Annotated in this window: 21 protein-coding genes and 1 pseudogene; 8 read left to right on the top strand and 14 right to left on the bottom strand. The window is 63.9% G+C overall.

From position 1 onward, the window contains the following. The first annotated feature begins 194 nt into the window (after nucleotides 1-194). From AB3X89_RS03080 to AB3X89_RS03065, 4 genes are read left to right on the top strand one after another with little or no spacing between them, the layout of a single operon-like run. Entirely contained in the window at nucleotides 195-1,271 is a 1,077-nt protein-coding gene (locus AB3X89_RS03080; protein WP_368581777.1) for an LLM class flavin-dependent oxidoreductase, read from the top strand. Between the two features lie 11 nt (nucleotides 1,272-1,282). Next, nucleotides 1,283-2,101, top strand: a complete 819-nt coding sequence (locus AB3X89_RS03075; protein ID WP_368581776.1) for a class II aldolase/adducin family protein — start codon at nucleotides 1,283-1,285, stop codon at nucleotides 2,099-2,101. Continuing rightward, nucleotides 2,101-2,697: a cysteine dioxygenase gene (locus tag AB3X89_RS03070; RefSeq protein WP_368581775.1), complete on the top strand. Its 597-nt coding sequence runs from the start codon at nucleotides 2,101-2,103 to the stop codon at nucleotides 2,695-2,697. The genes AB3X89_RS03075 and AB3X89_RS03070 overlap by 1 nt, the downstream gene beginning before the upstream one ends. Next, nucleotides 2,694-4,301 (top strand): rhodanese-related sulfurtransferase, encoded by a 1,608-nt coding sequence (locus tag AB3X89_RS03065; protein ID WP_368581774.1) that lies wholly within the window; start codon nucleotides 2,694-2,696, stop codon nucleotides 4,299-4,301. The genes AB3X89_RS03070 and AB3X89_RS03065 overlap by 4 nt, the downstream gene beginning before the upstream one ends. Nucleotides 4,302-4,309: 8 nt before the next feature. On the opposite strand, the gene AB3X89_RS03060 is transcribed toward AB3X89_RS03065, so the two are convergent. Then, nucleotides 4,310-5,224 (bottom strand): LysR substrate-binding domain-containing protein, encoded by a 915-nt coding sequence (locus AB3X89_RS03060; protein WP_368581773.1) that lies wholly within the window; start codon nucleotides 5,222-5,224, stop codon nucleotides 4,310-4,312. A gap of 176 nt (nucleotides 5,225-5,400) precedes the next feature. Between AB3X89_RS03060 and AB3X89_RS03055 the strand changes: the two genes are divergently transcribed. Genes AB3X89_RS03055 through AB3X89_RS03045 form a run of 3 tightly spaced genes read left to right on the top strand, consistent with a single transcriptional unit; the run spans nucleotide 5,401 to nucleotide 8,695 of the window. Beyond that, on the top strand, nucleotides 5,401-6,372 hold the full coding sequence (locus tag AB3X89_RS03055) for an ABC transporter substrate-binding protein (RefSeq protein ID WP_368581772.1): 972 nt from the start codon (nucleotides 5,401-5,403) through the stop codon (nucleotides 6,370-6,372). Nucleotides 6,373-6,383: 11 nt separating this feature from the next. Next, nucleotides 6,384-7,610: an acyl-CoA dehydrogenase family protein gene (locus AB3X89_RS03050; RefSeq protein ID WP_368581771.1), complete on the top strand. Its 1,227-nt coding sequence runs from the start codon at nucleotides 6,384-6,386 to the stop codon at nucleotides 7,608-7,610. After that, the gene (locus AB3X89_RS03045; protein ID WP_368581770.1) at nucleotides 7,607-8,695 is read left to right on the top strand and encodes an LLM class flavin-dependent oxidoreductase; all 1,089 of its coding nucleotides are present in this window, start codon (nucleotides 7,607-7,609) and stop codon (nucleotides 8,693-8,695) included. The genes AB3X89_RS03050 and AB3X89_RS03045 overlap by 4 nt, the downstream gene beginning before the upstream one ends. 63 nt (nucleotides 8,696-8,758) lie before the next feature. Here the strand turns inward: AB3X89_RS03045 and AB3X89_RS03040 are convergent, their stop codons facing one another. The 4 genes from AB3X89_RS03040 to AB3X89_RS03025 are packed head-to-tail and all read right to left on the bottom strand — an operon-like array spanning nucleotide 8,759 to nucleotide 12,756. Beyond that, nucleotides 8,759-9,793, bottom strand: a complete 1,035-nt coding sequence (locus AB3X89_RS03040) for an ABC transporter substrate-binding protein (RefSeq protein WP_368581769.1) — start codon at nucleotides 9,791-9,793, stop codon at nucleotides 8,759-8,761. A 54-nt stretch (nucleotides 9,794-9,847) separates the two neighbouring features. After that, nucleotides 9,848-10,684: an ABC transporter ATP-binding protein gene (locus AB3X89_RS03035; protein WP_368581768.1), complete on the bottom strand. Its 837-nt coding sequence runs from the start codon at nucleotides 10,682-10,684 to the stop codon at nucleotides 9,848-9,850. Beyond that, nucleotides 10,678-11,721, bottom strand: coding sequence for an ABC transporter permease (locus AB3X89_RS03030; RefSeq protein ID WP_368581767.1), 1,044 nt, complete (start codon nucleotides 11,719-11,721; stop codon nucleotides 10,678-10,680). Before AB3X89_RS03030 ends, AB3X89_RS03035 begins: the two co-directional genes overlap by 7 nt. Before the next feature lie 21 nt (nucleotides 11,722-11,742). Further along, the gene (locus AB3X89_RS03025; protein ID WP_368581766.1) at nucleotides 11,743-12,756 is read right to left on the bottom strand and encodes an ABC transporter substrate-binding protein; all 1,014 of its coding nucleotides are present in this window, start codon (nucleotides 12,754-12,756) and stop codon (nucleotides 11,743-11,745) included. Between the two features lie 246 nt (nucleotides 12,757-13,002). On the opposite strand from AB3X89_RS03025, the gene AB3X89_RS03020 reads away from it, so the two are divergent. Continuing rightward, entirely contained in the window at nucleotides 13,003-13,203 is a 201-nt protein-coding gene (locus AB3X89_RS03020) for a hypothetical protein (protein ID WP_368581765.1), read from the top strand. Between the two features lie 78 nt (nucleotides 13,204-13,281). Here the strand turns inward: AB3X89_RS03020 and AB3X89_RS03015 are convergent, their stop codons facing one another. The 9 genes and pseudogenes from AB3X89_RS03015 to AB3X89_RS02975 all read right to left on the bottom strand — a co-directional run bounded on the left by AB3X89_RS03015 (nucleotide 13,282) and on the right by AB3X89_RS02975 (nucleotide 22,950). Next, nucleotides 13,282-13,599: a 4Fe-4S binding protein gene (locus AB3X89_RS03015; protein WP_368581764.1), complete on the bottom strand. Its 318-nt coding sequence runs from the start codon at nucleotides 13,597-13,599 to the stop codon at nucleotides 13,282-13,284. Continuing rightward, nucleotides 13,596-15,245: an FAD-dependent oxidoreductase gene (locus tag AB3X89_RS03010; protein WP_368581763.1), complete on the bottom strand. Its 1,650-nt coding sequence runs from the start codon at nucleotides 15,243-15,245 to the stop codon at nucleotides 13,596-13,598. Before AB3X89_RS03010 ends, AB3X89_RS03015 begins: the two co-directional genes overlap by 4 nt. 55 nt (nucleotides 15,246-15,300) lie before the next feature. Further along, the gene (locus tag AB3X89_RS03005; RefSeq protein ID WP_368581762.1) at nucleotides 15,301-16,113 is read right to left on the bottom strand and encodes an ABC transporter permease; all 813 of its coding nucleotides are present in this window, start codon (nucleotides 16,111-16,113) and stop codon (nucleotides 15,301-15,303) included. Nucleotides 16,114-16,132: 19 nt separating this feature from the next. After that, nucleotides 16,133-16,933, bottom strand: coding sequence for an ABC transporter ATP-binding protein (locus tag AB3X89_RS03000; RefSeq protein ID WP_368581761.1), 801 nt, complete (start codon nucleotides 16,931-16,933; stop codon nucleotides 16,133-16,135). 31 nt (nucleotides 16,934-16,964) lie between these two features. Then, nucleotides 16,965-18,002: an ABC transporter substrate-binding protein gene (locus tag AB3X89_RS02995; protein ID WP_368581760.1), complete on the bottom strand. Its 1,038-nt coding sequence runs from the start codon at nucleotides 18,000-18,002 to the stop codon at nucleotides 16,965-16,967. A 42-nt stretch (nucleotides 18,003-18,044) separates the two neighbouring features. After that, nucleotides 18,045-18,977 carry a TauD/TfdA dioxygenase family protein gene (locus AB3X89_RS02990; protein ID WP_368581759.1) on the bottom strand — a complete coding sequence of 311 codons (933 nt, stop codon included), beginning with the start codon at nucleotides 18,975-18,977 and terminating at the stop codon, nucleotides 18,045-18,047. A gap of 495 nt (nucleotides 18,978-19,472) precedes the next feature. Then, nucleotides 19,473-19,673, bottom strand: a pseudogene (locus AB3X89_RS02985) (LLM class flavin-dependent oxidoreductase); the annotation flags it as partial. A gap of 330 nt (nucleotides 19,674-20,003) precedes the next feature. Then, nucleotides 20,004-22,043: a family 2A encapsulin nanocompartment cargo protein cysteine desulfurase gene (locus AB3X89_RS02980; protein ID WP_368581758.1), complete on the bottom strand. Its 2,040-nt coding sequence runs from the start codon at nucleotides 22,041-22,043 to the stop codon at nucleotides 20,004-20,006. Continuing rightward, nucleotides 22,018-22,950: a family 2A encapsulin nanocompartment shell protein gene (locus AB3X89_RS02975; protein ID WP_368581757.1), complete on the bottom strand. Its 933-nt coding sequence runs from the start codon at nucleotides 22,948-22,950 to the stop codon at nucleotides 22,018-22,020. The genes AB3X89_RS02980 and AB3X89_RS02975 overlap by 26 nt, the downstream gene beginning before the upstream one ends. Nucleotides 22,951-22,978: the final 28 nt, after the last annotated feature.

The raw sequence follows: 22,978 nt of genomic DNA, 5'->3' as shown, positions 1-22,978 counted from the left end.
GTAAAACGCGATATGAAAGCGTTGCAGATCGCTTGCGCAACATGCGATCTCTATATGTTTATCTGAATTTACTATTTAGTCTTTGCATAACGTAGTGTTAGCCTCGTTTCGATCATCCGCAGGCGCTTCGTTCATCGTTGCGTCTGTTGTGACATGTATTTCCTCATCAAAACGGATTTCCGCAAGGAACTAACATGAGCGTCGAATTCATCGGCATGATTCAACAGCGCAAGGTGTCGGAAACGCATCTTCCGCAAGGGCCCGCTATCGATACCGACTACGTGCGCGCCTTTGCGCAGGCGCACGAGAACGCCGGCTTCGACCGCATTCTGGTCCCGCACAGTTCGACGAGCCCCGATGCGACGATCACGATCGCCTACGCGGCGAGCGTGACATCGAAAGTGCATTTCATGCTCGCGCATCGCCCGGGCTTTGTCGCGCCGACACTCGCGGCCCGGCAGATCGCCACGCTCGATCACTTCTCGGGCGGCCGACTCGGTGTGCACTTCATCTCCGGCGGCAGCGACGAAGATCAACGGCGCGACGGCGACTTCCTGAGTCACGACGGTCGTTACGCGCGCACCGACGAATACCTGCAGATTCTGCGTCGCGTGTGGACGGAAGATCAGCCGTTCGATCACGAAGGCCGCTTCTACCGCGTAGAAAAGGCGTTCTCCGAGGTCAAGCCGAAACAGTCGCCGCATGTGCCCATCTATTTCGGCGGTGCATCCGAGCCCGCGCTCGCCGTGGCCGGCAAACATGCCGATGTCTACGCGCTGTGGGGCGAATCGAAACAGCAGGTGCACGAACAGGTGACGCGCGTGCGCGCCGAAGCCGCGAAACACGGCCGCAGCGTGCGCTTCTCCGTGTCGTTCCGGCCGATCCTTGCCGCGACGGAAAGTGCCGCATGGGAGCGCGCAGAACACATACTCGAAGAGACACGTCGCCTGCGTGTCGAACAGGGCTTCTCGCGCGGCGGTCCGCAGCAAAGCGAAGGCGCGCGCCGCCTGCTCGCGGCATCCGGCGACGGCGTACGCGCGGACGAACGTCTCTGGACCGCCGTGGCAAAAGAAATCGGCGGACGCTCGAATTCCACTGCGCTTGTCGGCACGCCGGCGCAAGTCGCACAGACGCTCGCCGAATATCATGAACTCGGCGTGACGACCTTCCTGATTCGCGGCTTCGATCCGCTCGAAGACGCCATCGACTATGGGCGCGAACTGATTCCCGCGACCCGCGAACTCACGTCCCGCGAACGCCGCGCCGCCTGACAGGAGCGATCATGAGCACCCTTCTCGCCGCCGATCAACCGTCGCTCGTGCGGCGTCACGCACCCGTGCGCAAGTTCTGGTTCGACGAAGAACCGGAACCTCAACGTACGCTTGCAGATGAACGTCTGCATCGTCAGCAACGTCTTGCGGGCGCATTTCGACTGTTCGCGCAATATGGCTTTGCGCAAGGTCTCGCGGGCCATATCACCGCGCGCGATCCCGAATGGACCGATCACTTCTGGGTCAATCCGCTGGGTCGGCATTTCGGCCGCATGCGCGTGTCCGATCTGCTGCTGGTGAATCGCCACGGCGAAATCGTGGTGGGCGATGGTCCTGTGAATCAGGCTGCGTTTGCCATTCACGCTGCCATTCACGAGGCGCGCCCCGATGTCGTCGCAGCCGCTCACACGCATTCGCTGTATGGCAAGGCATGGTCGACGCTCGGCCGAAAGCTCGATCCGTTGACGCAGGACTCGTGCGCGTTCTACGAAGACCACGCGCTGTTCGATGATTTTCGTGGCGTCGTGCTCGATACGACGGAAGGCGCGCGCATTGCAGATGCCCTCGGGTCGCGCAAGGCCGTGATCCTGAAGAATCATGGCATTCTGACAGCAGGTCCGACGGTCGAAGCGGCTGCATGGTGGTACATCGCGCTCGACAACGCATGCCACGCTCAACTGCTCGCGGAAGCGGCAGGCACGCCGCAGCCGATTCCTCACGACATGGCAGCCCTCACGCATCAGCAGGTCGGCCGCGCAAACGGTGCGCGTCATGCATTCGACAGTCTGTATGAAGGGCTGATCGAAAGCGAACGGGAGTTGCTCGACTGATGGCCATTCACAAACTGCGGCACTTTGTCGGCGAGATTGCGGAACTCGTCGATGCCGGCGTCGATGAAGCCGGGCTGCTCGATCAGGCCGCGCTTGCGCTGCGCGAACTGATCCGCGTCGACGACTGGCTGCCCAATGCCTACGCGCAGCCGTCCGCCGAACGCTACCAGCAATTTCTGCTCTACGCCGACGCACGTCAACGCTTTAGCGTCGTCAGCTTCGTCTGGGGTCCGGGCCAGCAGACGCCGATTCACGATCACACCGTGTGGGGACTCATCGGTGTGCTGCGCGGCGCGGAACTTGCCGCACCCTACGCGCGTAACGACGACGGCACGCTATGCGTGGCGGGCGCCGAAGTACGTCTCGAAGCGGGCGATGTCGAAGCGGTGTCGCCCGCCATCGGCGACATTCATCGCGTGCGCAATGCGTACGACGACCGCACGTCCGTCAGCATCCACGTTTATGGTGCGAACATCGGCGCGGTGCGCCGCTCCACGTATCCGCCAAACGAGCGGCCAAAACCCTTTATTTCAGGCTATTCGAACGACACGCTCCCCAACCTGTGGGATCTCAGCAAGGAAATACCTCTTTCATGACGTCATATCCCGTCCGCACGTATGAAGACGTGCGCGAAGCGCTGCTCGCGCGCCGAGAAATCGCGCTGCTCGATGTGCGCGAGGAAGACCCGCACGCACAGGCTCATCCGCTTTTCGCCGCGAATTTTCCGCTGTCGAAGATCGAACTCGACGCGTACACGCGTTTGCCGCGCCGCGACGTGCCCATCGTGCTATTCGACGCAGGCGAAGGACTTGCGACGCGCGCCGGCGACAAGCTCGCTTCGCTCGGCTACACGCAGATCGCGCTGCTGGCGGGCGGACTCGACGGATGGATTCGCGCCGGCGGAGAAGTGTTCCGCGACGTCAACGTGCCGAGCAAGGCTTTCGGCGAATTCGTCGAAGCGCAGCGGCATACGCCTTCGCTTTCCGCCGAGGCGGTCGGAACCCTGCTTGAAAGCGGTGACGACGTCGTCGTGCTCGACGCGCGCCGCTTCGACGAATATCAGACGATGAACATTCCCGGCAGCATCAGCGTGCCCGGCGCGGAACTCGTGCTGCGCGCGCGAGCGCTCGCGCCAGATCCTAAAACGCGTGTGATCGTCAATTGCGCGGGGCGCACACGCAGCATCATCGGCACGCAATCGCTAGTCAATGCGGGGCTGCCGAACCCCGTCGCGGCGCTGCGCAACGGCACCATCGGCTGGACGCTCGCGGGGCAGACGCTGGAGCACGGCAGCAGCCGTCGGTTCGATGCCGAGGCCGGTCTCGATCAGACGAACCTCGCTGCATCGCGCACCGCAGCGCGCGCGCTCGCCGACCGCGCGGGCGTCCAACGCACGACGGCCGATGAAGCCGCTCGCTGGGCGTCCGATCCGTCGCGCACCACGTATCGCTTCGATGTGCGCACGCCAGCCGAATACGAACGCGCGCATGCACCGGGGTTTCAGGGCGCGCCGGGCGGCCAGCTCGTGCAGGAGACGGACATGTTCGCGCCCGTGCGCGGCGCGCGCGTCGTGCTGTTCGACGACGACGGCGTGCGCGCCAACATGACAGCATCTTGGCTCGCGCAGATGAACATCGACGTCTACGTGATCGATGACGCTGCCGGACAGGAACTCACGGCTAGTGGCCCTTGGCGCAGCACGAAGCCGGAGCCCGCGCATACCCCCGCTTTATCCGCGGAAGAACTCGCCGCGCTGCTCGCCGATCCATCGAGCCGCACCGTGGTGATCGACGTTACGTCGAGCGCGAACCACGTGAAGGCGCATATTCCGGGTGCGCATTGGATTGTGCGTTCGCGCCTGTCGAACGATGTCGACGATCTTCGCGCGCTGCCCGACGCGAAACGTTATGTCGTCACCTGCGCGACCAACGCGCTCGCACCGTTCGCGGCCCCCGAAGTTGCCTCGCTAACGGGTAAGCCCGTGCATGTGCTGGAGGGCGGCACATCAGCGTGGATACGTGCGGGATTTGCGACCGAATCGGGAGACGCCCGGCTCGCTTCGCCGCGTATCGATCGTTATCGTCGTCCGTATGAAGGGACCGACAATGCGCGCGAAGCGATGAACGCGTATCTGGAATGGGAATACGGCCTCGTCGCGCAACTCGATCGCGACGGCACGCATGGGTTTTTCGTGATCTAAGCGCGCCATCAGGCGGCGCGTGACAGACGTGCCGCCGCCTTGAAGCTCTGTTCGACGCTTTCCGCGAGTACGGCGAGCGCGGACTGCATCTTGCCCAACGCGCGCGAACGTACGATCCACACGGCGATTTCAGGTTTGAAGTCGGTGATCTGAACCACGTCGAGGTGCGCTGCATGCACGCTGCTGCGCAGCAAGGGCAGCGGAACCAGCCCCAGGCCAACGCCGTCGGCGACGAGTCCGAGCTGCAATTCTGTGCCGAGCGTTTCGAGGTTGAGCTTCAGCGTGTAGCCTTTCGCCGCGAGAGCCTGCTGCAAGCCCGCGCGAAAACCGCAGCCATCGGGATTTAACACCCAGCCATACGCCTCGCATTCGGCGAGCGCATAAGCACGCTTCTTCATGCTGCCCTTTTGCGCGACCACAGCCAGCTTCAGTTCGCCTAGCGTTTCGCCTGCGAGCGTTTCCTGTAACGCCCGGTTCGTTGGCAGCAGCACGAACGCCGCATCCAGTTCGCCCTCGTCGACCTTCTGCAGCAGCGGGTTGCCCCATCCCGTCGACACCCGCGCCCGCAACTCGGGATGCGCACTGCGCAGCGTATGGAGAGCCTTCAGCATCGCCACATCGGCAACCGTCTGTGCGACGCCGAGGCGCAATACACCCGCGAGTGGCGCGTCGTCCGCGACCAGATGCCTGAGCGCGTCCACCTCGCGCACGATGACACGGCATTGCTCGAAAACGACGCGGCCCATCGGCGTCGTCTTCAGCGGTTTCGTATTGCGATCGAGCAGCTCGACGCCGAGCGCCTCTTCGAAGTTCTGGATGCGGCGCGTCACGGCAGGTTGCGTCAGTGCGAGAGAATCGGCGGCCTGACTCAGCGACTGGCTGCGCACGACGGCAACGAAGGCCTCGATTTCATCGAGTTTCATGGATGATCTTGTCGTTGATTGAAGTGTTGGTGGAGCGACATTAGCGTGCAACCGCCCGCATGCTCAAGCGGTACTTCCCGCTTTCCGTTTTCCTCCCACGCATATTAACAAAGAAGAACAATGCGTTTGCCTTATAAAACCTGCGACCGTATCGTGTGTTCTTATCCAACTACCTCATGCTGCGCTCCCTCATGCACTTTTTTCCCAATCGATTCCTGCAAAGATTTTCCGGCCTTCTGATTTGCGCGATCGTCGCGAGCGCATCGCCTGTCGCGCTGGCAGACACGACGCTGAAAGTCGGCGACCAGCAGTTGCAGACGCGAGGCATACTCGAAGCGTCAGGCCAGTTGAAGGACCTGCCCTACAAGATCGAATGGTTCAACTTCCCTGCTGCGCAACCGCTGGGAGAGGCGCTCAACGCGGGGGCAATCGATGTCGGCGGCCTCGGCGATGCGCCGCTGATCTTCGCGTACGCAGCGGGCGCGCGAGTGCGTGCAGTAGCCGCAACGCGCTCGACGCCGACCGATCTCGCGATCATCGTGCCTGACGCATCGCCCATCAGGACGGCCGCCGATCTCAAGGGCAAGCGCATCGCGACCACGCGCGGCTCAATCGGCCATTACCTCGCGATCGCGACACTCGAACGCGCGGGCATCAAGCTCTCGGATGTATCGCTGCGCTTCATGCAGCCCGCCGACGCAAAAGCAGCGCTCGCGTCCGGCAACGTCGACGCGTGGTCCACGTGGGACCCGTATGTCGCGCTCGCCGAGCAGCGCGATCACGATCGCAGCATCGCGAATGGCGTCAATCTGTCTTCTGGCCTTAGCTTCCAGGCTGCGACCGAAACGTCCATCAAGGACAAGCATGCCGAAATCGCCGATTTCCTCAAGCGCGTCGCGGCCGGCCAGCGCTGGGCGCTCTCGCATCCGGACGAAGTGGCCGCAATGCAATCGAAAGTGACGGGCTTACCGCCCGAAGTGCTGAAGACCGTGTATCAGCGCGCGCAACTGCATCCCGTCGTCATCGACGATGGCCTCATCGCCGAACAGCAAAAGACGGCCGATCTCTATCACCGTGCGGATGTGATCAAGACACCGCTCGATGTCACGAAGAGTTTCGACCGGCAATTTCCGCTCTCCGCACAGTGAACCGACCGACCATGACCAGCCGTCAACCCGAAGCCGCGCTTGCCGATGTAGAACGCGACGCCGATGCGCTCGAAGCACTCGCCGATCTCGACAGTCCGCAAGCCGATGCGTGGCTCGCCGCGCTGACGGCCGAATTCGGCGCAGGCGCCGCCGCGCTCGACGCCGGCCCGATCTTCCCGCACGAGAACCTCGCCCGTCTGCGTCGCGCGGGCCTGCTTTCGCTGACCGTGCCGCGCGCGCTCGGCGGACGCGAAGCCACGCTTGCACAGGCGCTCAAAGTGGTCCGCGCGGTAGCGCGCGGCGAACCTTCGACGGCGCTGATTCTCGTCATGCAATGCCTCTACCATTTGCGCCTGCAAGCCAATCAAAACTGGCCACTCGCGCTGAAACAACGCATTGCGCGCGATGCCGTCGAACGCGGCGCGCTGATCAACTCGTTGCGCGTCGAGCCCGAACTCGGCTCACCTTCGCGTGGCGGTCTGCCCGCCACGGTTGGCCGCAGCGAAGGCAATCATTGGATACTGAGCGGCCGCAAGCTGTATTCGACGGGCAGTCCCGGTCTGACCTGGTTCGCCGTGTGGGGACGCACGGACGAAGCGGCACCGCGAGTCGGCACGTGGCTCGTTCATCGCGACACGCCGGGCATCCGTTTCGGCGAGCCGTGGAATCATCTGGGCATGCGCGCGACGGGCAGCCACGAAGTGATCTTCGACAACGTACGCGTACCGTTCGAGCAGGCCGTCGATCTCCAACCGCCCGGCCCGACCAACGGCATGGACCCGGTGACGAGCCTGTGGATGAACGTGTTGCTGCCATCGATCTACGACGGCGTCGCACGCGCCGCGCGCGACTGGTTCGTGCAGTGGGCGGCGCAACGCGTGCCTTCGGGACTGAACGCCCCGCTATCGACGCTCGACAGTTTTCAGCAGACGGTGGGGCGCATCGATGCGCTGCTGTTCAACAACCGCGTGCTGCTCAATGCAGGCGCAGCCGGCCAGATCGGTACGGTCGAAGCGCCGACCATCAAGTATCTCGTCAGCCAGCACGCTATCGATGCCGTCGAACTCGCACTCGAAGCGAGCAGCAATCCTGGCCTCAGTCGCAACAACGCACTGGAGCGCCACTACCGCGACGTGCTGTGCGCGCGCATTCACACACCGCAGAACGACACCGTGCTCGGCAATCTGGGCCGCGCCGCATTCAACACCACTTCACCCACGAGGAGCGAACCCAGATGAGCGTCGAATTCATCGGCTATGTGAGCCATCAGGAATCGAGCGAGATTCATTTGCCGAAAGGACCTGCGGTCAATCCGCCGTACATTGCCGCCGTCGCGCAAGCGCATGAATATGGCGGCTTCGACCGTGTGCTGATTGCGCACTCGAGCGCGTCGCCCGACGGCTTCCAGATTGCGTCGTTCGTCGCGCAGCAGACGAAGCGCCTGGGCATCCTGCTCGCGCATCGGCCCGGCTTCGTCGCGCCGACGCTCGCCGCGCGGCAACTCGCGACACTCGATCACTTCAGCGCGGGACGCGCCGCCGTGCACATCATCTCGGGCGGCGACGACGCGGAGCAGCAGCGCGATGGCGATTATCTGTCGCACGCTGACCGGTATCGGCGCACCGACGAATATCTCGATGTGGTCAAGCGCTCCTGGACCAGCGATCAACCGTTCGATCACGATGGCGCGTTTTACCGCGTGACGGGCCACAAGTCGCAGATTCGCCCGTTGCAGCGGTCTCATTTGCCGGTGTATTTCGGCGGATCGTCCGAGCCGGCGATCGAGGTCGCGGGCAAGCACGCCGACGTCTACGCGCTGTGGGGCGAGTCGCTCGCGGCCGTCGAAGAGACCATCGCGAAGGTGCGCAAAGCCGCCGCGCGCTATGGCCGCGAACAGCATGTGCGTTTCAGCCTGTCTCTGCGTCCCATCATCGCGCCCACCGAAGACGCCGCATGGGCGCGCGCCGAATCCATTCTCGAGCGCGCGAAAGACATTGTCGCCACGTCGCCGAATTTCACGCGCCGGCCGAAGAACCCGCAGAACGTCGGCTCGCAACGGCTGCTCGCCGAAGCCGATAAGGGCAATGTCGTCGATACGCGACTGTGGACCGGCATTACCGCGCTCACGCGTGCGGCGGGCAATTCGACGTCGCTGGTCGGCACGCCGCAACAGGTGGCCGACGCGCTGCTCGAATATCACAAGCTCGGCGTATCGACCTTCCTGATTCGCGGCTTCAATCCGCTCGAAGATGCGCTGGCGTATGGCCGGGATCTGTTGCCTGTGGTGCGCGCCGCCGTCGCGCGCGAAACGGCACCCGTTTGATTATCTCTCTCATGCAACCGACGCGCGCCTGCTAACCGGGCGCGCGTCGCGGCTTTTTGCACGTCAGGCAAGCACGTCCGAAAACACACGCGCCGCGAAACGGTCCGAATTGGTACCGTCGTTCAACACGCCGACCGATTTCAGATCGTCGGCATAGAGCGCGATTTCCTTCTTGAACGCATCGCCCACCGGATGATGGTGGTCCGTATGGCTCTTGAGCATCGCCGTCAGTTGCTCGACATTCGCGCCCGGCGCGTTCGGCGCGAAGATCGCGGCGGCCTGCGCGGGGTTGTTCGCGGTCCACTCGGTCGCTTCGAGCAAGGCCTGAGTCAGCGCTTGCGCCGTCGCGCGGTCCTTGCGGATCAGCGAGCCGCGCACGCCCAGCACGCAGCACACGCGGTTCGCGTACTCGCCGCACAGGTTGTTCGACACTTCCTGCAAATGGTCGCCTTCGCGCAAGGTCCAGATGGTCGGGTCGCCATCGGCGATCGCCTGCACTTCGCCCTTTTTCAATGCTTCGCCAAGCAGCGGAGCGGGATATTGACGCCAGTGCACATCGTTGTCCGGATCGACGCCGATCTTCTTTAGCGTGACCGCGAAGAAATTCTTCGCGGGGCTCGCCATGTCGCTCACGCCGACCGTGCGTCCCTTAAGCCCCTGAAGATCGACGATCCCCGACGCCTTCGTCGCGAGCAGTCTCATGCAGCCGCCGTGAATGCCCGCCGTCAGTTTCACGTCGAAGCCCTGTTCAAGCGGTTTGATCCAGCGCAGCGCCATGCCGACGCCTGCATCCGATTTGCCGGTTGCGATCGCTTCGAGCAGCTGGTCGGTCGAGCCTGCGAAGTTGACCAGTTCAACTTGCAAGCCATGCTTGCGGAAAAAACCCTGCTTCTCCGCGACCGGCACGGGCGCGGTGCAGATCGCCGACGCGTTCCATGAAAGCTTGAGCGGCTTCAGCGCTTCGTCAGCCGATGCGCGCACGCCCGGCAGTCCGAACGCCGCGCCGCCCAGCGCAGCCGCGCCGGCGGCCCACGCGGTGTTGCGCAGCCACACGCGGCGCGCGGCGTTCGATGGCTGATTGTCGTCGGTATGGTTCATCGTGTTGCTTCCCTGTGCTTGAGTGGATGGTCTATGGCCGCGTCTGCGCGCGGGCTACGTTTCGAGGCCCAGCAGCCCCAGTACATCGCGGCGCAACGACACCAGCGCGGGATCGTCGCGATGGCGCGGATACGGCGCGTCGTTGCGAACCTCGGAAACGATGCGCGCCGGCCGTTCGCTCAGCACGATCACGCGGTTCGCGACGTACAGCGCTTCCTCGACGTCGTGTGTGACGAGCAGCACGGAAAACCTTTCCGCCTGCCACAGCCGCACGAGTTCCGCCTGCATGCGGATACGCGTCAGCGAATCGAGCTTGCCGAACGGTTCGTCGAGCACGAGAAGGCGCGGGTTATTGACCAGCGCGCGCGCGAGTGCCGCGCGCTGCGCCATCCCGCCCGACAGTTGATGCGGAAACGCGTTCGCAAACGCCGACAGGCCGACCGTCTGCAGCGCTGCGTCGATACGTTCCGCGGTTTCGCGCTTCGCCTGATCGCCGCGTGCTTTGCGCTGCGCCTGGGGACCGAGCCCGACGTTGTCGCGCACCGTGCGCCACGGAAACAGCGTCGGGTCCTGAAACACGACGACGCGCGACGGATCGGGACCAGCGACCGCTTCGCCGTCTGCATGGATCTCGCCGCGCGCGGGCGCATCGAGGCCGGCGACGAGCCTCAGCAACGTCGATTTGCCGCAGCCGCTGGCGCCGAGCAGCGCGACGAACTCGCCGGGCTCGACCGTGAGGCTGATGTTGTCGAGCACGGGCAGCGCCTCGCCGCGCAGCGTGAATTGATGGCTGACCTCGCGCACATCGATTCGCGTGCCTCGCCGCGCGTGAGCGGACGACGCCTGCCGAAACGACCCGGAAAACGATTGAGACGGAGAAGCGGCTACCATTTGAGCAATCCTTTTTGCCATGTCAGCAGACGGTCACGCACGCGAAACAGCAACGTGATGAGCCCCGAGCACATCAGCGCCATCACGAGCAGCGCGGCGTACATGTTCGAATAGGCGGCCCAGCCCTGCGCCCATTGCAGATACCAGCCGAGGCCCGCTTTCACGCCCATCATCTCCGCGATGATCAACACCGCGAACGACGCGCCCAGACCCATGAACAGCCCGACGAATACAGAAGGCAACGCAGCCGGAATGGCGACGCGAAGAATCAGGAACGATGGCCGCGCGCCGAGAGTGCGGGCCACGTCGTAATACGCGGAACTCACGCTCGCTACACCGGACCATGTGAGCACGGCGACCGGGAACGCGGCAGCGAGTGCGATCAGGAACACGCTTGCACTGAAGCTCGACGGGAAAAAGAAGAAGGCGAGCGGCAGCCACGCGGTGGCGGGCAACGGACCCACAAGGCGCAGGATCGGATGAAGCCAATACCCCACCGCCTTCGACCAGCCGATGCTGACGCCGATCACGAAGCCCGCCAGCGCGCCGCACACGTAGCCATACGCGAGCAACACGAACGAGTGGCCGACGCTCGACGCGAGTCTCGGCAGATCGTCCGCATAGACGGCGAGCAATGCTTGCGGGGGCGCGAAGAACGGACGCGGCAGCCATTCGAGCTGCGCGGTGACCACTTCCCATGCCGTCAATCCGATAGACAGCGCCAACAGCCAGGGCGCCGCGTTGAGCCACGCCTGCACGCGCAGACGCTTTGCGCTTGCCGCGTGTGTCGAGGCATTCACTCGCCAGCCCGCCACGCCGATACCCGCCGATAACACCGCGAACAGCAGCTTGAGGATCAGCAGTTCACGCGTGTATGGCCAGTCGTCGAGTGCGGGCCACCACTGCGTGATCGCCGCGCCGCCGAGCCATCCAAGCGCGGCGAGCCCGGACACGATCAGCTTGGGGTCGTGCCGCGCAGTGCTCGCGGCATCGGCGGCAAGATTGGCCCGAGGGAAAGTTTGTGTTTGCGTGGACATGTCGCGCTCCGTCAGTCGAGGTCATGCGCTGGCAAGATGGGTTTCCGAGATCGCGCGCACGTCGATCCGGCGTGGCAGGATCGCGTCGCGGTTCGCGCTGTCGGCTACTTTTTGCAGCGCTTCGATGTCCGCGTTGGTGACGAAGTGCTGCTTCAGCGAAGCGCGCTGCGTGATCTGCTTCGCGGCGTCGAGTGGCGAGCGCGTGAGCGTCGCGTAAATCTGCGCATAGGCATCGGGGTTCGCAAGGGCCCAATCGCCGGCGCGTTGATAGCGCTTCAGGACATCGGCAATCGCCGCGCGTTTGCGCGGGTCCGTCAGTGAGTTGCCCGACGCGGTGATGAAGCCGAGGCCGCTGTTGATCCCGCTGCCGTCGCGCAGCACCCGGCCGCCGCGCTGCACGGCGATTCCGTAGTACGGGTCGAAGGTCGCCCACACTTCGATCGAACCGGACGCGAAGGCGGCGAACGCGTCGACCGGCAGAATGAAGCGCACGTTGACGTCATCCTTCGATAAACCCGCTTCCGCCAGCGCGCCATAAAGCTGGAACTGCGAAATGCTGCCGCGCGCCGACGAGACGAACACCGTGCGCCCCTTGAGGTCGGCCACGGTGCGAATAGTCGAATTCGGGCTCACCAGAATGCCGAGTTGCGCGCCCGACCCGACGCGGGTCGCCACGATTTTCAACGACGGGTCGCCCACTGCCGCGGCGAGCACTGGCAAGTCGCCCGCAGGCGCGAGATCGACGGCGCCCGCGCGTTGCGCTTCGAACAAGGGCGCGGCGCCCTGGAAGTTAGCCCAGCGGTATGCGTAAGGTGCGCCGTCCAGTACATTCGATGCTTCGATCAGCGCCCGCGTGCCGCCGGCCTGATCGCCGAGCACCAGCGTTACGCCGTTGCTTGCCGTGCTCGCGTTTGGACTGGCCGCGGACACGCTTTGCCCACGTGCCGCGGCGGCCACTGCGGCGAGCGGCGCTGCAGTGAGCGCACGCAACACGCGTCGCCGCGTGGAAAAAGACGCTGGAACGGAAGGGGTCATAAGTCCTCGCCGAAGATAGTCAGCACAGAGTAGCGAGGAAGGACCCGCGTGAGAATTATTCGATTTCGATATGTTTATATTTATTCAATATTTATGTTTTGCATGTCAGCAACGCATCAATAGGTGAGTGCGCGTCCAGCGCGTGATGCGATGCCACGTTCGGGGGAGACGTGGCTTATCCGGGAATAGGAGCCGTCGCGACGCGGATCGGATCACGCGGGCTCGGTCGTTACGCCCCAGGTGAGGGTGCCGCCCGAAACCGGCTTCTTCGACGCGCTTTGCCGCGCCTCTTGCGCGGAGTCCGCCTCTCTGCACGCAGCCAGCGATCCGACTGCCCCGGCAATCGCGAGCGCCCAGAAAAAATACCGCAACGACCTGTCCGTTCCTTTGATCATTTTTCGCCCAATCGACGAAATGGGCATCTATCTCATCAAGCGCACGCGGTAAGCTCAACGATGTATATGGGCTAAGCGTGGCAGCGCGTCGACCATAAGCTAATTCTGCGCACCCGAAGACTTATGCCGTTCAATGAACACGAGCCAGCAATTCGAAACTCGCGTCCTGATCGGCGGTAGGCTGCCGGTCGCGCCCCCAGCCAATCGCGCGACGGTACTGACCGAATTCGACCGGACGCACTTCCCCCTTCGGCAACGGCTCGACTTGCGGCGCGACGAAGAGCGCATCTTCCGGGCAATACAGTTCGCACATGAAGCATGTCTGGCAATCGCTCTGACGCTCGATACGCGGCGGTTCGTTCGGCACGACCTCGAACACGTTGACCGGACACGCGCGCACGCAGATATTGCAGCCGGTGCAGCGCTCGCTATCGACAATCTCGATCATGCGGCAACTCCTTTGACGAAATCCGCCGAGCGTCGTGCATCCAGTCTTTCGACCCACACTCTGTCCAGTCCGCTGCTCAACAACCGTTCGCGCTGCGCCGGGTCCGGCGTCGCATGCTCCTTCCTCCGATGCATGCCGCGCGTCTCGGTGCGTTGCAACGCGCTGCGATACATCCAGCGCGAGGTTGCCAGCATCGCTGCCGCCTCGCGCGCACGCACGGCCTCCTGTGCGCTGCGTGCTGGAGCCGCCCGGCGTACCCGCTGCCATAGCGTATCCAGGCGCGTCAGCGAGTCTTCGAGCAGCGCGCCGTCGCGCGTCCAGTTGCGTTGCGTGGGAAACACTTCCTGCTGCACGCCGCGGATGACTTCATCGGCGTCATAAGGCGCACTGCCGCCGCCGTCGCGCAGCGCCACGCCTCCGGCGCGCACGACGCATGTTGAGCGCGTAGCGCCCCGTCGTGAGCGCGCATAGTCCGCTGCGCCCGCGCCGGCCCAAAAGCCGGACGACATCGCCCACGCCGCGTTATGGCTGCCGCCTCCGGTAAAGCCGCCGCAGATGAGCTCGCGCGTGGCCGCATCGCCAGCCGCATACAAGCCCTCGGCGGACGTCGCGCAGGACTCGTCGATCAGATGCAGACCACCGGTTCCACGCACCGTGCCTTCGAGGCGCAGCGTAACGGGAAACCGCTGCGCGAATGGGTCGATGCCCTGACGGTCGAACGGCAGAAAGAAGTTGGGCTGCGCCTTGCGCATCCATGCGCGGACCTGTTCGTCGGCGCGATCGAGGCGCGCGTACACCGGCTGGCTCTCCAGTACCTGAGCGATCACACCGCGCCCATGAGACGATCCCGCGCCGGGAATCGCCGATCCGTCGCGATAATAGAAAGTCGCCCAGTTGTAAAACAGCGATTTGGTCACCGACGAAAACGCGGGCCCAAGTCCATACGCATTCGAGAACTCCATGCCCGAAAGAACCGCGCCCACTTCGGCGGCCATCAGCTGGCCGTCGCCCGTCAACACGTTGCAGCCGAGCGCGTTGCTGAGAAAGGCGCAGCCGCCCGTCGCGATCACCGCTGCGCCCGCGCGCGCGAGCCACGGCTCGCCCGCCTGACGATCGACACCCGCAGCACCCGACACCGTGCCGTCCTCGTCGATCAGCAATTCGAGCGCGGGGCTGTGGTCAAGGATGCGCACGCCCGCCTCCTTGACGCGCTTGCGCATCAGCCGCATGTACTCAGGCCCTTGCAGCGACGTGCGCCGCTCGGTGCCGGTTTCGTCGAGCGGGAACGGATAGCCCCACTCCGCGAGTTGCTGCACGTTCAGCCAGGTCTGCTCCAGCACGCGATCCATCCACGACTGGTCCGCGAGTTCGCCGCCGAGCTTGAAGCGGCTCGCTTTCGCGGCAGCGCGCGATGTCCCGTCCGGCGGCACATACCAGACGCCGGTGCCTGCTGGCGCGGTCGCGCCCGACGTGCCGCAGAAGCCTTTGTCCGCAAGCACGACTCGCGCGCCGCGCGCGGACGCGCTGATTGCCGCCCACGCGCCGGCGGGACCGCCGCCGATCACGAGCACGTCGGCATCGTGCCGCGTGCCCTTATCCGCGTGAGTGACCCTGGGCGCACCGCTTCTCGCCGGATTGTCCGTCATGAAAATGCATCTCCTGTGATGACCGTTGCGGTTCCCTCACGAAGCCAAAGCGCGCTCAGCGCTCGCCCTTCCAGGCCGTGAGCCGCCGCTCCGCAAGCAACACCGCGTGATTGAAGACGAGCCCGAGCAGCGCGAGCGTGACGATGCCCGCGTACATCTTCGGAATCTCGAACGTGAATTGCGAGTAATTGACGAGGTAGCCGAGCCCCGCCTTCGCGCCGACCATCTCGGCGGCGATCAGCACGAGAATCGAATAGGCCGCCGCGACGCGTATGCCGGTGAACACAGCCGGGACCGATGCTGGCAATACGACTTTGCGAAACAGTTGCACCGGCGTGAGTCCCATCGACAACGCCGAGCGGATCAGGAGCGGATCGACGTTGCGCACGCCGCTCACGGTGTTGAGCATGACAGGCCACACGCACGAATAGACGACCATCGACACCTTCGAGGTCTCGCCCATTCCCAGCACCAGCACGAACACCGGAAGCAGCGCGAGCGGCGCGGTATTGCGAAACAGTTCGAGCAGCGGATCGAGCATTTCGGCCAGCGTTCGATACCAGCCAATCACTAAACCGAACGGCACGCCAACCGCGACTGCGATCGTGAACCCCGCGAGCGCTCGCGACGCGCTGGCGAACAGGTGTTGTTCAAGCTCGCCCGAACGCAGCATCTCGATCAGCGCGCCAAGCACCGTCGAAAAAGGCGGCAGAAACGTCGCGTCGATCCAGCCAGCACGCGGCAGAATCTCCCACAGCGCACAGAACGCGACGATCACGACACCGCCGCGCAGCACGCGCGACAATGTCGATACGAGACCAGTGGCCCACGAGCCAGCCGACGAAAAGCGGGTGGATAACGTACTCATCTTCGTTCGGGCTCCAGGTTCAGGCCGCATGCGCGACCGCCGCGCGCGAGACCGCGCGCGGCTGATGCGTCAGTTGCCAGATCTCGTGTCTCAGCTGCACGAACTCAGGTTTGGAGCGCAGGTCTTCATTCAGGTCGAGCCGCTCCAGATTCACGTCGAGCGCATGCGTGACACGTCCCGGCGCTGCCGCCATCACCAGCACGCGCTGTCCGAGATAGATCGCCTCATCGATCGAATGCGTGATGAACACGATCGTGGTGCCCGTGCGTTGCCAGATCCGCAGCAGTTCGTCTTGCAGTGTCTCGCGGGTCTGAGCGTCGAGCGCGGCAAAGGGCTCGTCCATCAGCAGCACGTCGGGCTCGAATGACAACGCGCGCGCGATCGCAACACGCTGCTTCATCCCGCCCGACAGTTCGTGCGGATAGCGGTCGCCAAAACCGCTCAGGCCCACGAGTCCGAGGAATGCGCGAGCCTTCTCCGTGCGCTCCGGTTTCGGCACGCCTTTCGCCGCGAGACCGAACTCGATGTTGCCGAGCGCGGTCTGCCACGGAAACAGCGCGTACTGCTGAAACACCACGCCCCGGTCGAGACCCGGCCCTTCGACCGCGCGGCCATCGACGAGAATCTGTCCACGGTCGGGCTTCGCCAATCCCGCGATCAGATCGAGCAGCGTAGTCTTGCCGCAGCCGCTGGGTCCGACGAGCGTCACGAACTCGCCAGCGGCCACGTTGAACGACACGTCCTCCAGCACGCTGAAGTGTCCGCGCCGCTTCAGATGAAAACCTTTCGTGACGTTGCGCACGCCGATTGCAGCACCCATCGCAGGCCTCGGAAGTCGACGCGATAGCGCCCTAGTGGGACGCCACCGACTGATTGAACGGATTGAACTGGTTCGAGTAGATGCTCTCGGCTTTCACCTGGTTCTGCTTCAGCACGCCGTTTTTCACGTACCAGTCGATGTATGTCGTGAAATCGTTCGCGTCGATCAAGCCGCCCTTGCCGCCGACGCCCGCCGACTTCCAGTAATCGACGATCGTCGTATCCTCGTTGCGATGCCGCGCTTCGACGATCTTCTTCAGACGCGCGACCACTTCGGCGCGCGGCGTGGTCTTCGCCCATTCGATCGCGCGCGCCGTGCCATCGACGAACTTGCGCACCGTGTTCGGGTTCTGCGCGATGAAGCGATCCGTGAACAGATAACTCGCGTAGCCGAACGAGCCGAACAGTTGATAGTCGGTGACCAGCAGCGTGGCGCCGCCTTGCGCGAGCTGCTTGTCCTTGATGATGTCTTCGAGGAACACCGCGTCGAGCTGCTTCTGCTTGAGAAGCTGCGCGAGGTTGACCGGCGGCGCGGCGACGAACACTACCTTGTCGATTTCATCTTTGGACAAGCCCGCTTTCTCCAGATACGCCGTCACCAGGTATTGCTCATACGCGCCCGGCGTATTGACGCCCACCTTGTGCCCGATCAGATCGCGCGGACCATGAATCGGACTGCCCTGCAACACGAACAGTCCGCCGTTGGTGTCCTTGTCGGTGCCCACGTACGAAATCACGGCCTTCACAGGCGCATGCGCGGCCACCAGCTTCACGATAGATCCGTTGAACGCGCCGCCGAAATCCACGTCTCCGGTTACTGCGGCCTGAATGTCCTGCGGTCCGCTGATCGTATTGCCGACCCACTTCAACTTGATCGGCGCGAGATAGCCCAGATCCTCGGCAAGCTCGGGATACAGCACCTTGCTCGCCCAGCCCTGATAGCGCAGTTCGAGCTTTTCAGGAGTCTGCGCAAACGCAGACGCGCCGCAAAACAATCCGCCCGCGATCAGCGACGCCAGGTAGAAGATCCATGTGACACGCTGCCGCCAGCGTCGAGCCGATTGCTTCATGTTCCGTTTCTCCGTGATCCGATGCCGAAGGCCGAGCCCCAGTTAGAAAACCCCGTCGTGCTCCAGCGTGATGCGGTGAATGCGCCGCCGCGCCGAGCCGTAGTCGCGCGCCGCGTAGTGTTGGACCTGACGGTTGTCCCAGATCGCGACGTCGCCGGCTTTCCACTCGAAGCGCGCCTGCACTTCCGGCGTCTTGATCAGGTCGTATAGATAGTTCAGCAGGCTCTGACTCGCCGTCTTCGAAACACCGAGCAGATGGCTCGTATGTCCTTCGTTGACGAACACCAGCTTGCGGCCGTTTTCAGGGTGCGTTTTGATCACCGGCACTTCGATCGGCGGAAACTTTTGCGAAGCGTCGCGCACCCGTTCGAGCCCGGCCTGAACGTTGTCCTCGCTCGTTCCCTCGGGAATGTCGTAGCCGCTCAACAGGTCCGCAAGCGCATGCTTTTTCGGCGAAGCGATGAACGTGTTGACCGCTTTCAGCTTCTCGAAGTAGCGGGCCAGATCGGGATCCAGCAAGTCGTAGACTGCCGCCGACGAGGTCCAGATCGTGTCGCCGCCGCCCCCCTCGGGAATCTCCTGCGCGTGAAGGACGGTTGCCTTGGGCGGCTGTGCCTGCCATGAAACATCGACGTGCCAGTTGTCGGTGCCGCCGGATTGCGTCTTCTCGCTATGGGCGATGACCTCGATCTCCGGGAAGCCCGCGACGGCCGGCAGATAGATGTTCTTGCGAATGGGCGTGCCGAAGATGCGTGCCAGCGCGACATGCTGCTCGGGCGTAAGCTCCTGCTCGCGAAAAAAGATCACGCCGTGATCCACGAGTGCCTGCCTCACGGTTCGCTGGTTGGCGTCGCTGAGCGGTTGGGACAGGTCGACGTTTTCGATGACTGCGCCGATAAGCGGTTTGTATCGGCGCACGCGAATGTCCTGATGTGCTGCGGAGTGCGGTTGCTGAACCTCGAGTACTGAACTCATGGCTTCCTCCTTATGGGATCGATGGCGGACTCCATGAAAGCAGAGCGCGCACGGCATCGGCAACCAACGATTCCGCGCATGAATATGTGACGGATAGCGATTCGTTTAGTCGGCGCGGTCATACTAGGTTCGAACCAAAGTTTCTTTCCGTGCGGGCGATGCGTTGCCTATAGTCAAAGATTCGCCGTTTCGATAGCGCTCGATGGTTGCGCTGGCTATGGCGTCGCAATACGTGTTCGAGCAGAACAAGGATGACAAGCCGCGCCGCGTAGGCGCGATGTGACACAACCGGCAAGGGCTGCCGGTCGGCATGTTTGGCTAATAGATGTGGGCAGGCCGGAGACTGTCCGGCGACGCAAGTGCGGTACTTCGCCAGTCTAATGGACTAAAGAACGCGCGGCGCTCAGGTGGGAAAGAAGCGATTGGCAGGCCGTGGCAGCCCGAGATATTCGCGCAGCGTCGCGCCCACGTATTCACGACGAAACAGCCCGCGCCTCCGAAGTTCAGCGCGGCATCGGGATTGGACGTCGTGACGACGTTCCAGCCTGCCCGCCCGCCGCTGATGCGATCGAGCGATGCGAAGCGCCGCGCGACATGGTAAGGGGCGTCGAAGGTGGTCGAGGCGGTGGCGACGAGGCCGATCTTCTCCGTTACCGCGGCCAGTGCGGACTGGATGGATGCCGGCCGCGCAGTCAAGCTCGTCGGCGAAGCGTGCTCATGTCTCGCGCTTCGCCGATTGCGTTGTTGGGCTGGACCGCGGCGAAGGCGTTACGCGCCCGAGGCGCTCCGTTGCTGCCGTGTCCAGGTTGCGCCGCGGGATAGCCGAACCATGCGAGGTTAGCGCCGCAGCGCAATGAACGATAACGGAATTTGCGACGACGGTGAAGGAAGCGAATCTTCAATGGCTATCGTGGCGTGTCAGCTATGCATCGCGCTTTGTGCGGCGCTCATGGAGCGATCGCCGTGCTTGCCGCCCGCGCATTTCACACGCGAGGAAGCGGCGGCCATTGCTGGCCGCCGCCTGTTTCAGCGTCGCGATGACAGCCGCCGCACCACCGACACCAGCGCATCGACCTCATCGCAGGTGTTGTAGAACGCGAGCGACGGCCGCACCGTTGCCTCGACACCGAAGCGACGCAAGATCGGCTGCGCGCAGTGATGCCCGGAGCGCACCGCGATGCCCTCCTCGTTGAGCGCCTTGCCCACCTCTTCGGTTTCGTAGCCCTTCAGCACGAACGACAACACGCTGGCCTTGTCGCGCGCCGTGCCGATCAGCCGCACGCCCGGCACCGGTTGCAGCACGCTCGTTGCGTACGCGAGCAGATCGTGTTCATAACGCGCGATATTCTCGATACCAATGCGCTGAACGTAATCGATCGCCGCACCCAGGCCCACCGCATCGGCGATATTGCCCGTTCCCGCTTCGAAGCGGTTCGGCGGCGGCTGGAACACCGTGCGTTCGAACGTCACGTCCGCGATCATGTTGCCGCCGCCTTGCCACGGCGGCATATCTTCGAGTATCGCGCGCTTGCCGTACACCACGCCGATGCCGGTCGGACCGAACACCTTGTGGCCCGAGAACACGAAGAAATCCGCGTCGAGCGCCTGCACATCCACCCGCATGTGCGATACCGACTGCGCGCCATCGACCAGCGCCTTCGCGCCCGCACGATGCGCAAGCTCGACAATCTCCCTGACCGGCACCACGGTGCCCAGCGCGTTCGACACCTGCGTGACCGAGACGATCTTTGTCCGGTCATTCAGCAGCCGACGGTATTCGTCGAGCAAAACCTGCCCGCTGTCATCGACCGGAATCACCCGCAGCTTCGCGCCGGTCTGCGCGGCAAGCTGCTGCCACGGCACGATGTTCGCGTGATGCTCCAGATGCGACACGATGATCTCGTCGCCTTCGCCAACGTTCTGCACGCCCCACGTCTTCGCGATCAGGTTGATCGCTTCGGTGGTGCCGCGCACGAAGATGATCTCCTCCGGCGATGCCGCGCCGATGAAGCGCTGCACCTTGCTGCGCGCCGCCTCGTAGGCATCGGTCGCGCGGCCGGCCAGAGCATGCGCCGCGCGATGGATGTTCGAGTTTTCGTGTGCGTAGAAATACGCGAGCCGGTCGATCACCGCCTGCGGCTTGTGCGTCGTCGCGGCGTTGTCGAACCACACGAGTTGCCGGCCGTTGACGCGCTCCTGCAGAATCGGAAAGTCGCGGCGAATCGCATTCACGTCGAACGGTGGATGCGCCGCGCTTGCCGCCTGCGGGACGTTCTGCGCGCCATGAAGCGACTGCCCCGGCGTGCGAGAACGATCCTGCATATTCAGGAAATAGTGTGACGGGCTCGCGGGTTGCGCCGCTGCGGGTGAAGCAGCCGCCCGGTCATACGGAAAGCGTTGTTCGACAAGCGGCCCGTCAACAGCAGGCAAGCCGAGCGATTGCGCGGTCACTTCCTGCCAGCCCGGCACGACGATCTCCGGCGGCACGGCGGAAGTCTCTCGCGAGTGCGTCGCATCGCCGAGGAAGTAGTAAGGCGAAGCCGACTGCGTTGCCAGCGCTCCACCGCCGCCCTGACGCTGCGCGCCCTGTCCTTCCGGCACACCCAGCGCGGCGCTGCCAAAAGGCGGATCGAGCGCGGGCGCAACCGTCACCACGTTATCGGGCAAGCCGTTCTGAGCCGCCGCATGCGGCACCAGCGCGGGCGCGCGATGCCCCAGCGACAGAACGTGCGTCGGCGCGGAAGGCAGCAGGTTGCCGCCCGGCACGTGACCTTGCGGCAACGCCGCGCCCGGTATGCCGGTGCCCGTGCCTCCGGGTCCCGCGAGCGGCGAACCAGCCGGAGCTGGATTGCCGAGCTCGCTGGTCACGGGCGCGGTGAACGGCTGCGTGCCCGCGAGACCCGGCGTTGCCGACGTATCGGGCGCATTGCCCGGCAGCGCCGAGAAGAACGCGTTAGCGAGCGACGCCAGAAGCGCGGGGTCGGGCAATCCCGCTGGAGGACCGTCAGGCACTTCGTGCGGCGGGACGTTGTCCATCGGCTTACTTGTAGGTGTCTGGGTAGTCATGGTACTTGCCGATCTCCACGTCATCGAGAACCGCCAACGCGTCCGGCGAATGCACGGCGAGCGAGCAATAGAGCGAGATCAGATACGACGCGATCGCATGATTGTTGATGCCCATGAAGCGGACCGACAGCCCCGGACCCTGCTCGCCCGCGACACCCGGCTGGAACAGGCCGACCACGCCCTGGCGCTTGTCGCCGACGCGCAGCAGCAGGATCTGGGTCTTGCCGTCCGCAACCGGCACCTTGTCCGACGGAATCAGCGGAATACCGCGCCACGTCAGGAACTGCGAGCCGAACAGACTGATGGTGGGCGGCGGCACGCCACGGCGCGTGCATTCACGGCCGAACGCGGCGATCGCGAGCGGATGAGTGAGGAAGAACGCGGGCTCTTTCCAGACCTTCGTGAGCAGCTCGTCGAGATCGTCCGGGGTCGGCGCGCCGGTCAACGGAAACACGCGCTGTTCTTCAGCGACGTTGGCGAGCAGACCGTAATCGGGATTATTGATGAGCTGGCTTTCCTGCAGCTCCTTGATCGTTTCGATCGTGAGGCGCAGTTGCTCCTTGATCTGATCGTGCGGGCTGCTGTACAGATCCGAGACCCGCGTATGCACATCCAGCACCGTGCTGACCGCATTGAGAAAATACTCGCGCGGCGCTTCCTCGTACGGCACAAAAGTGCGCGGCAATGCGCTCTCATCTTCACGCGCGGTGCAGGCGGCCACCACCGCTTCAGGATTCTTCACCTGGTTCAGACGATAGATGCCTGCCTCGACCGGCAGCCACTGCAGCAGGTGCGTGAGCCAACGCGGCGTGATCGTCGCGAGTTGCGGAACGGTTTTGGTGGCATTAGCTAGTTGCCGTGCTGCGGTATCGCCGAGCGCCGTCAGGCCGCCCACTGTTGCTGTCATCTGTTGCTCCGGGGTTGTTAGATGAAAA

It is taken from the genome of Paraburkholderia sp. BR14320, assembly GCF_040948665.1.
Lineage (GTDB): Bacteria > Pseudomonadota > Gammaproteobacteria > Burkholderiales > Burkholderiaceae > Paraburkholderia > Paraburkholderia youngii.
Note: the sequence above shows the minus strand (reverse complement) of the source record. Positions and strands in the feature narration are given on the sequence as shown.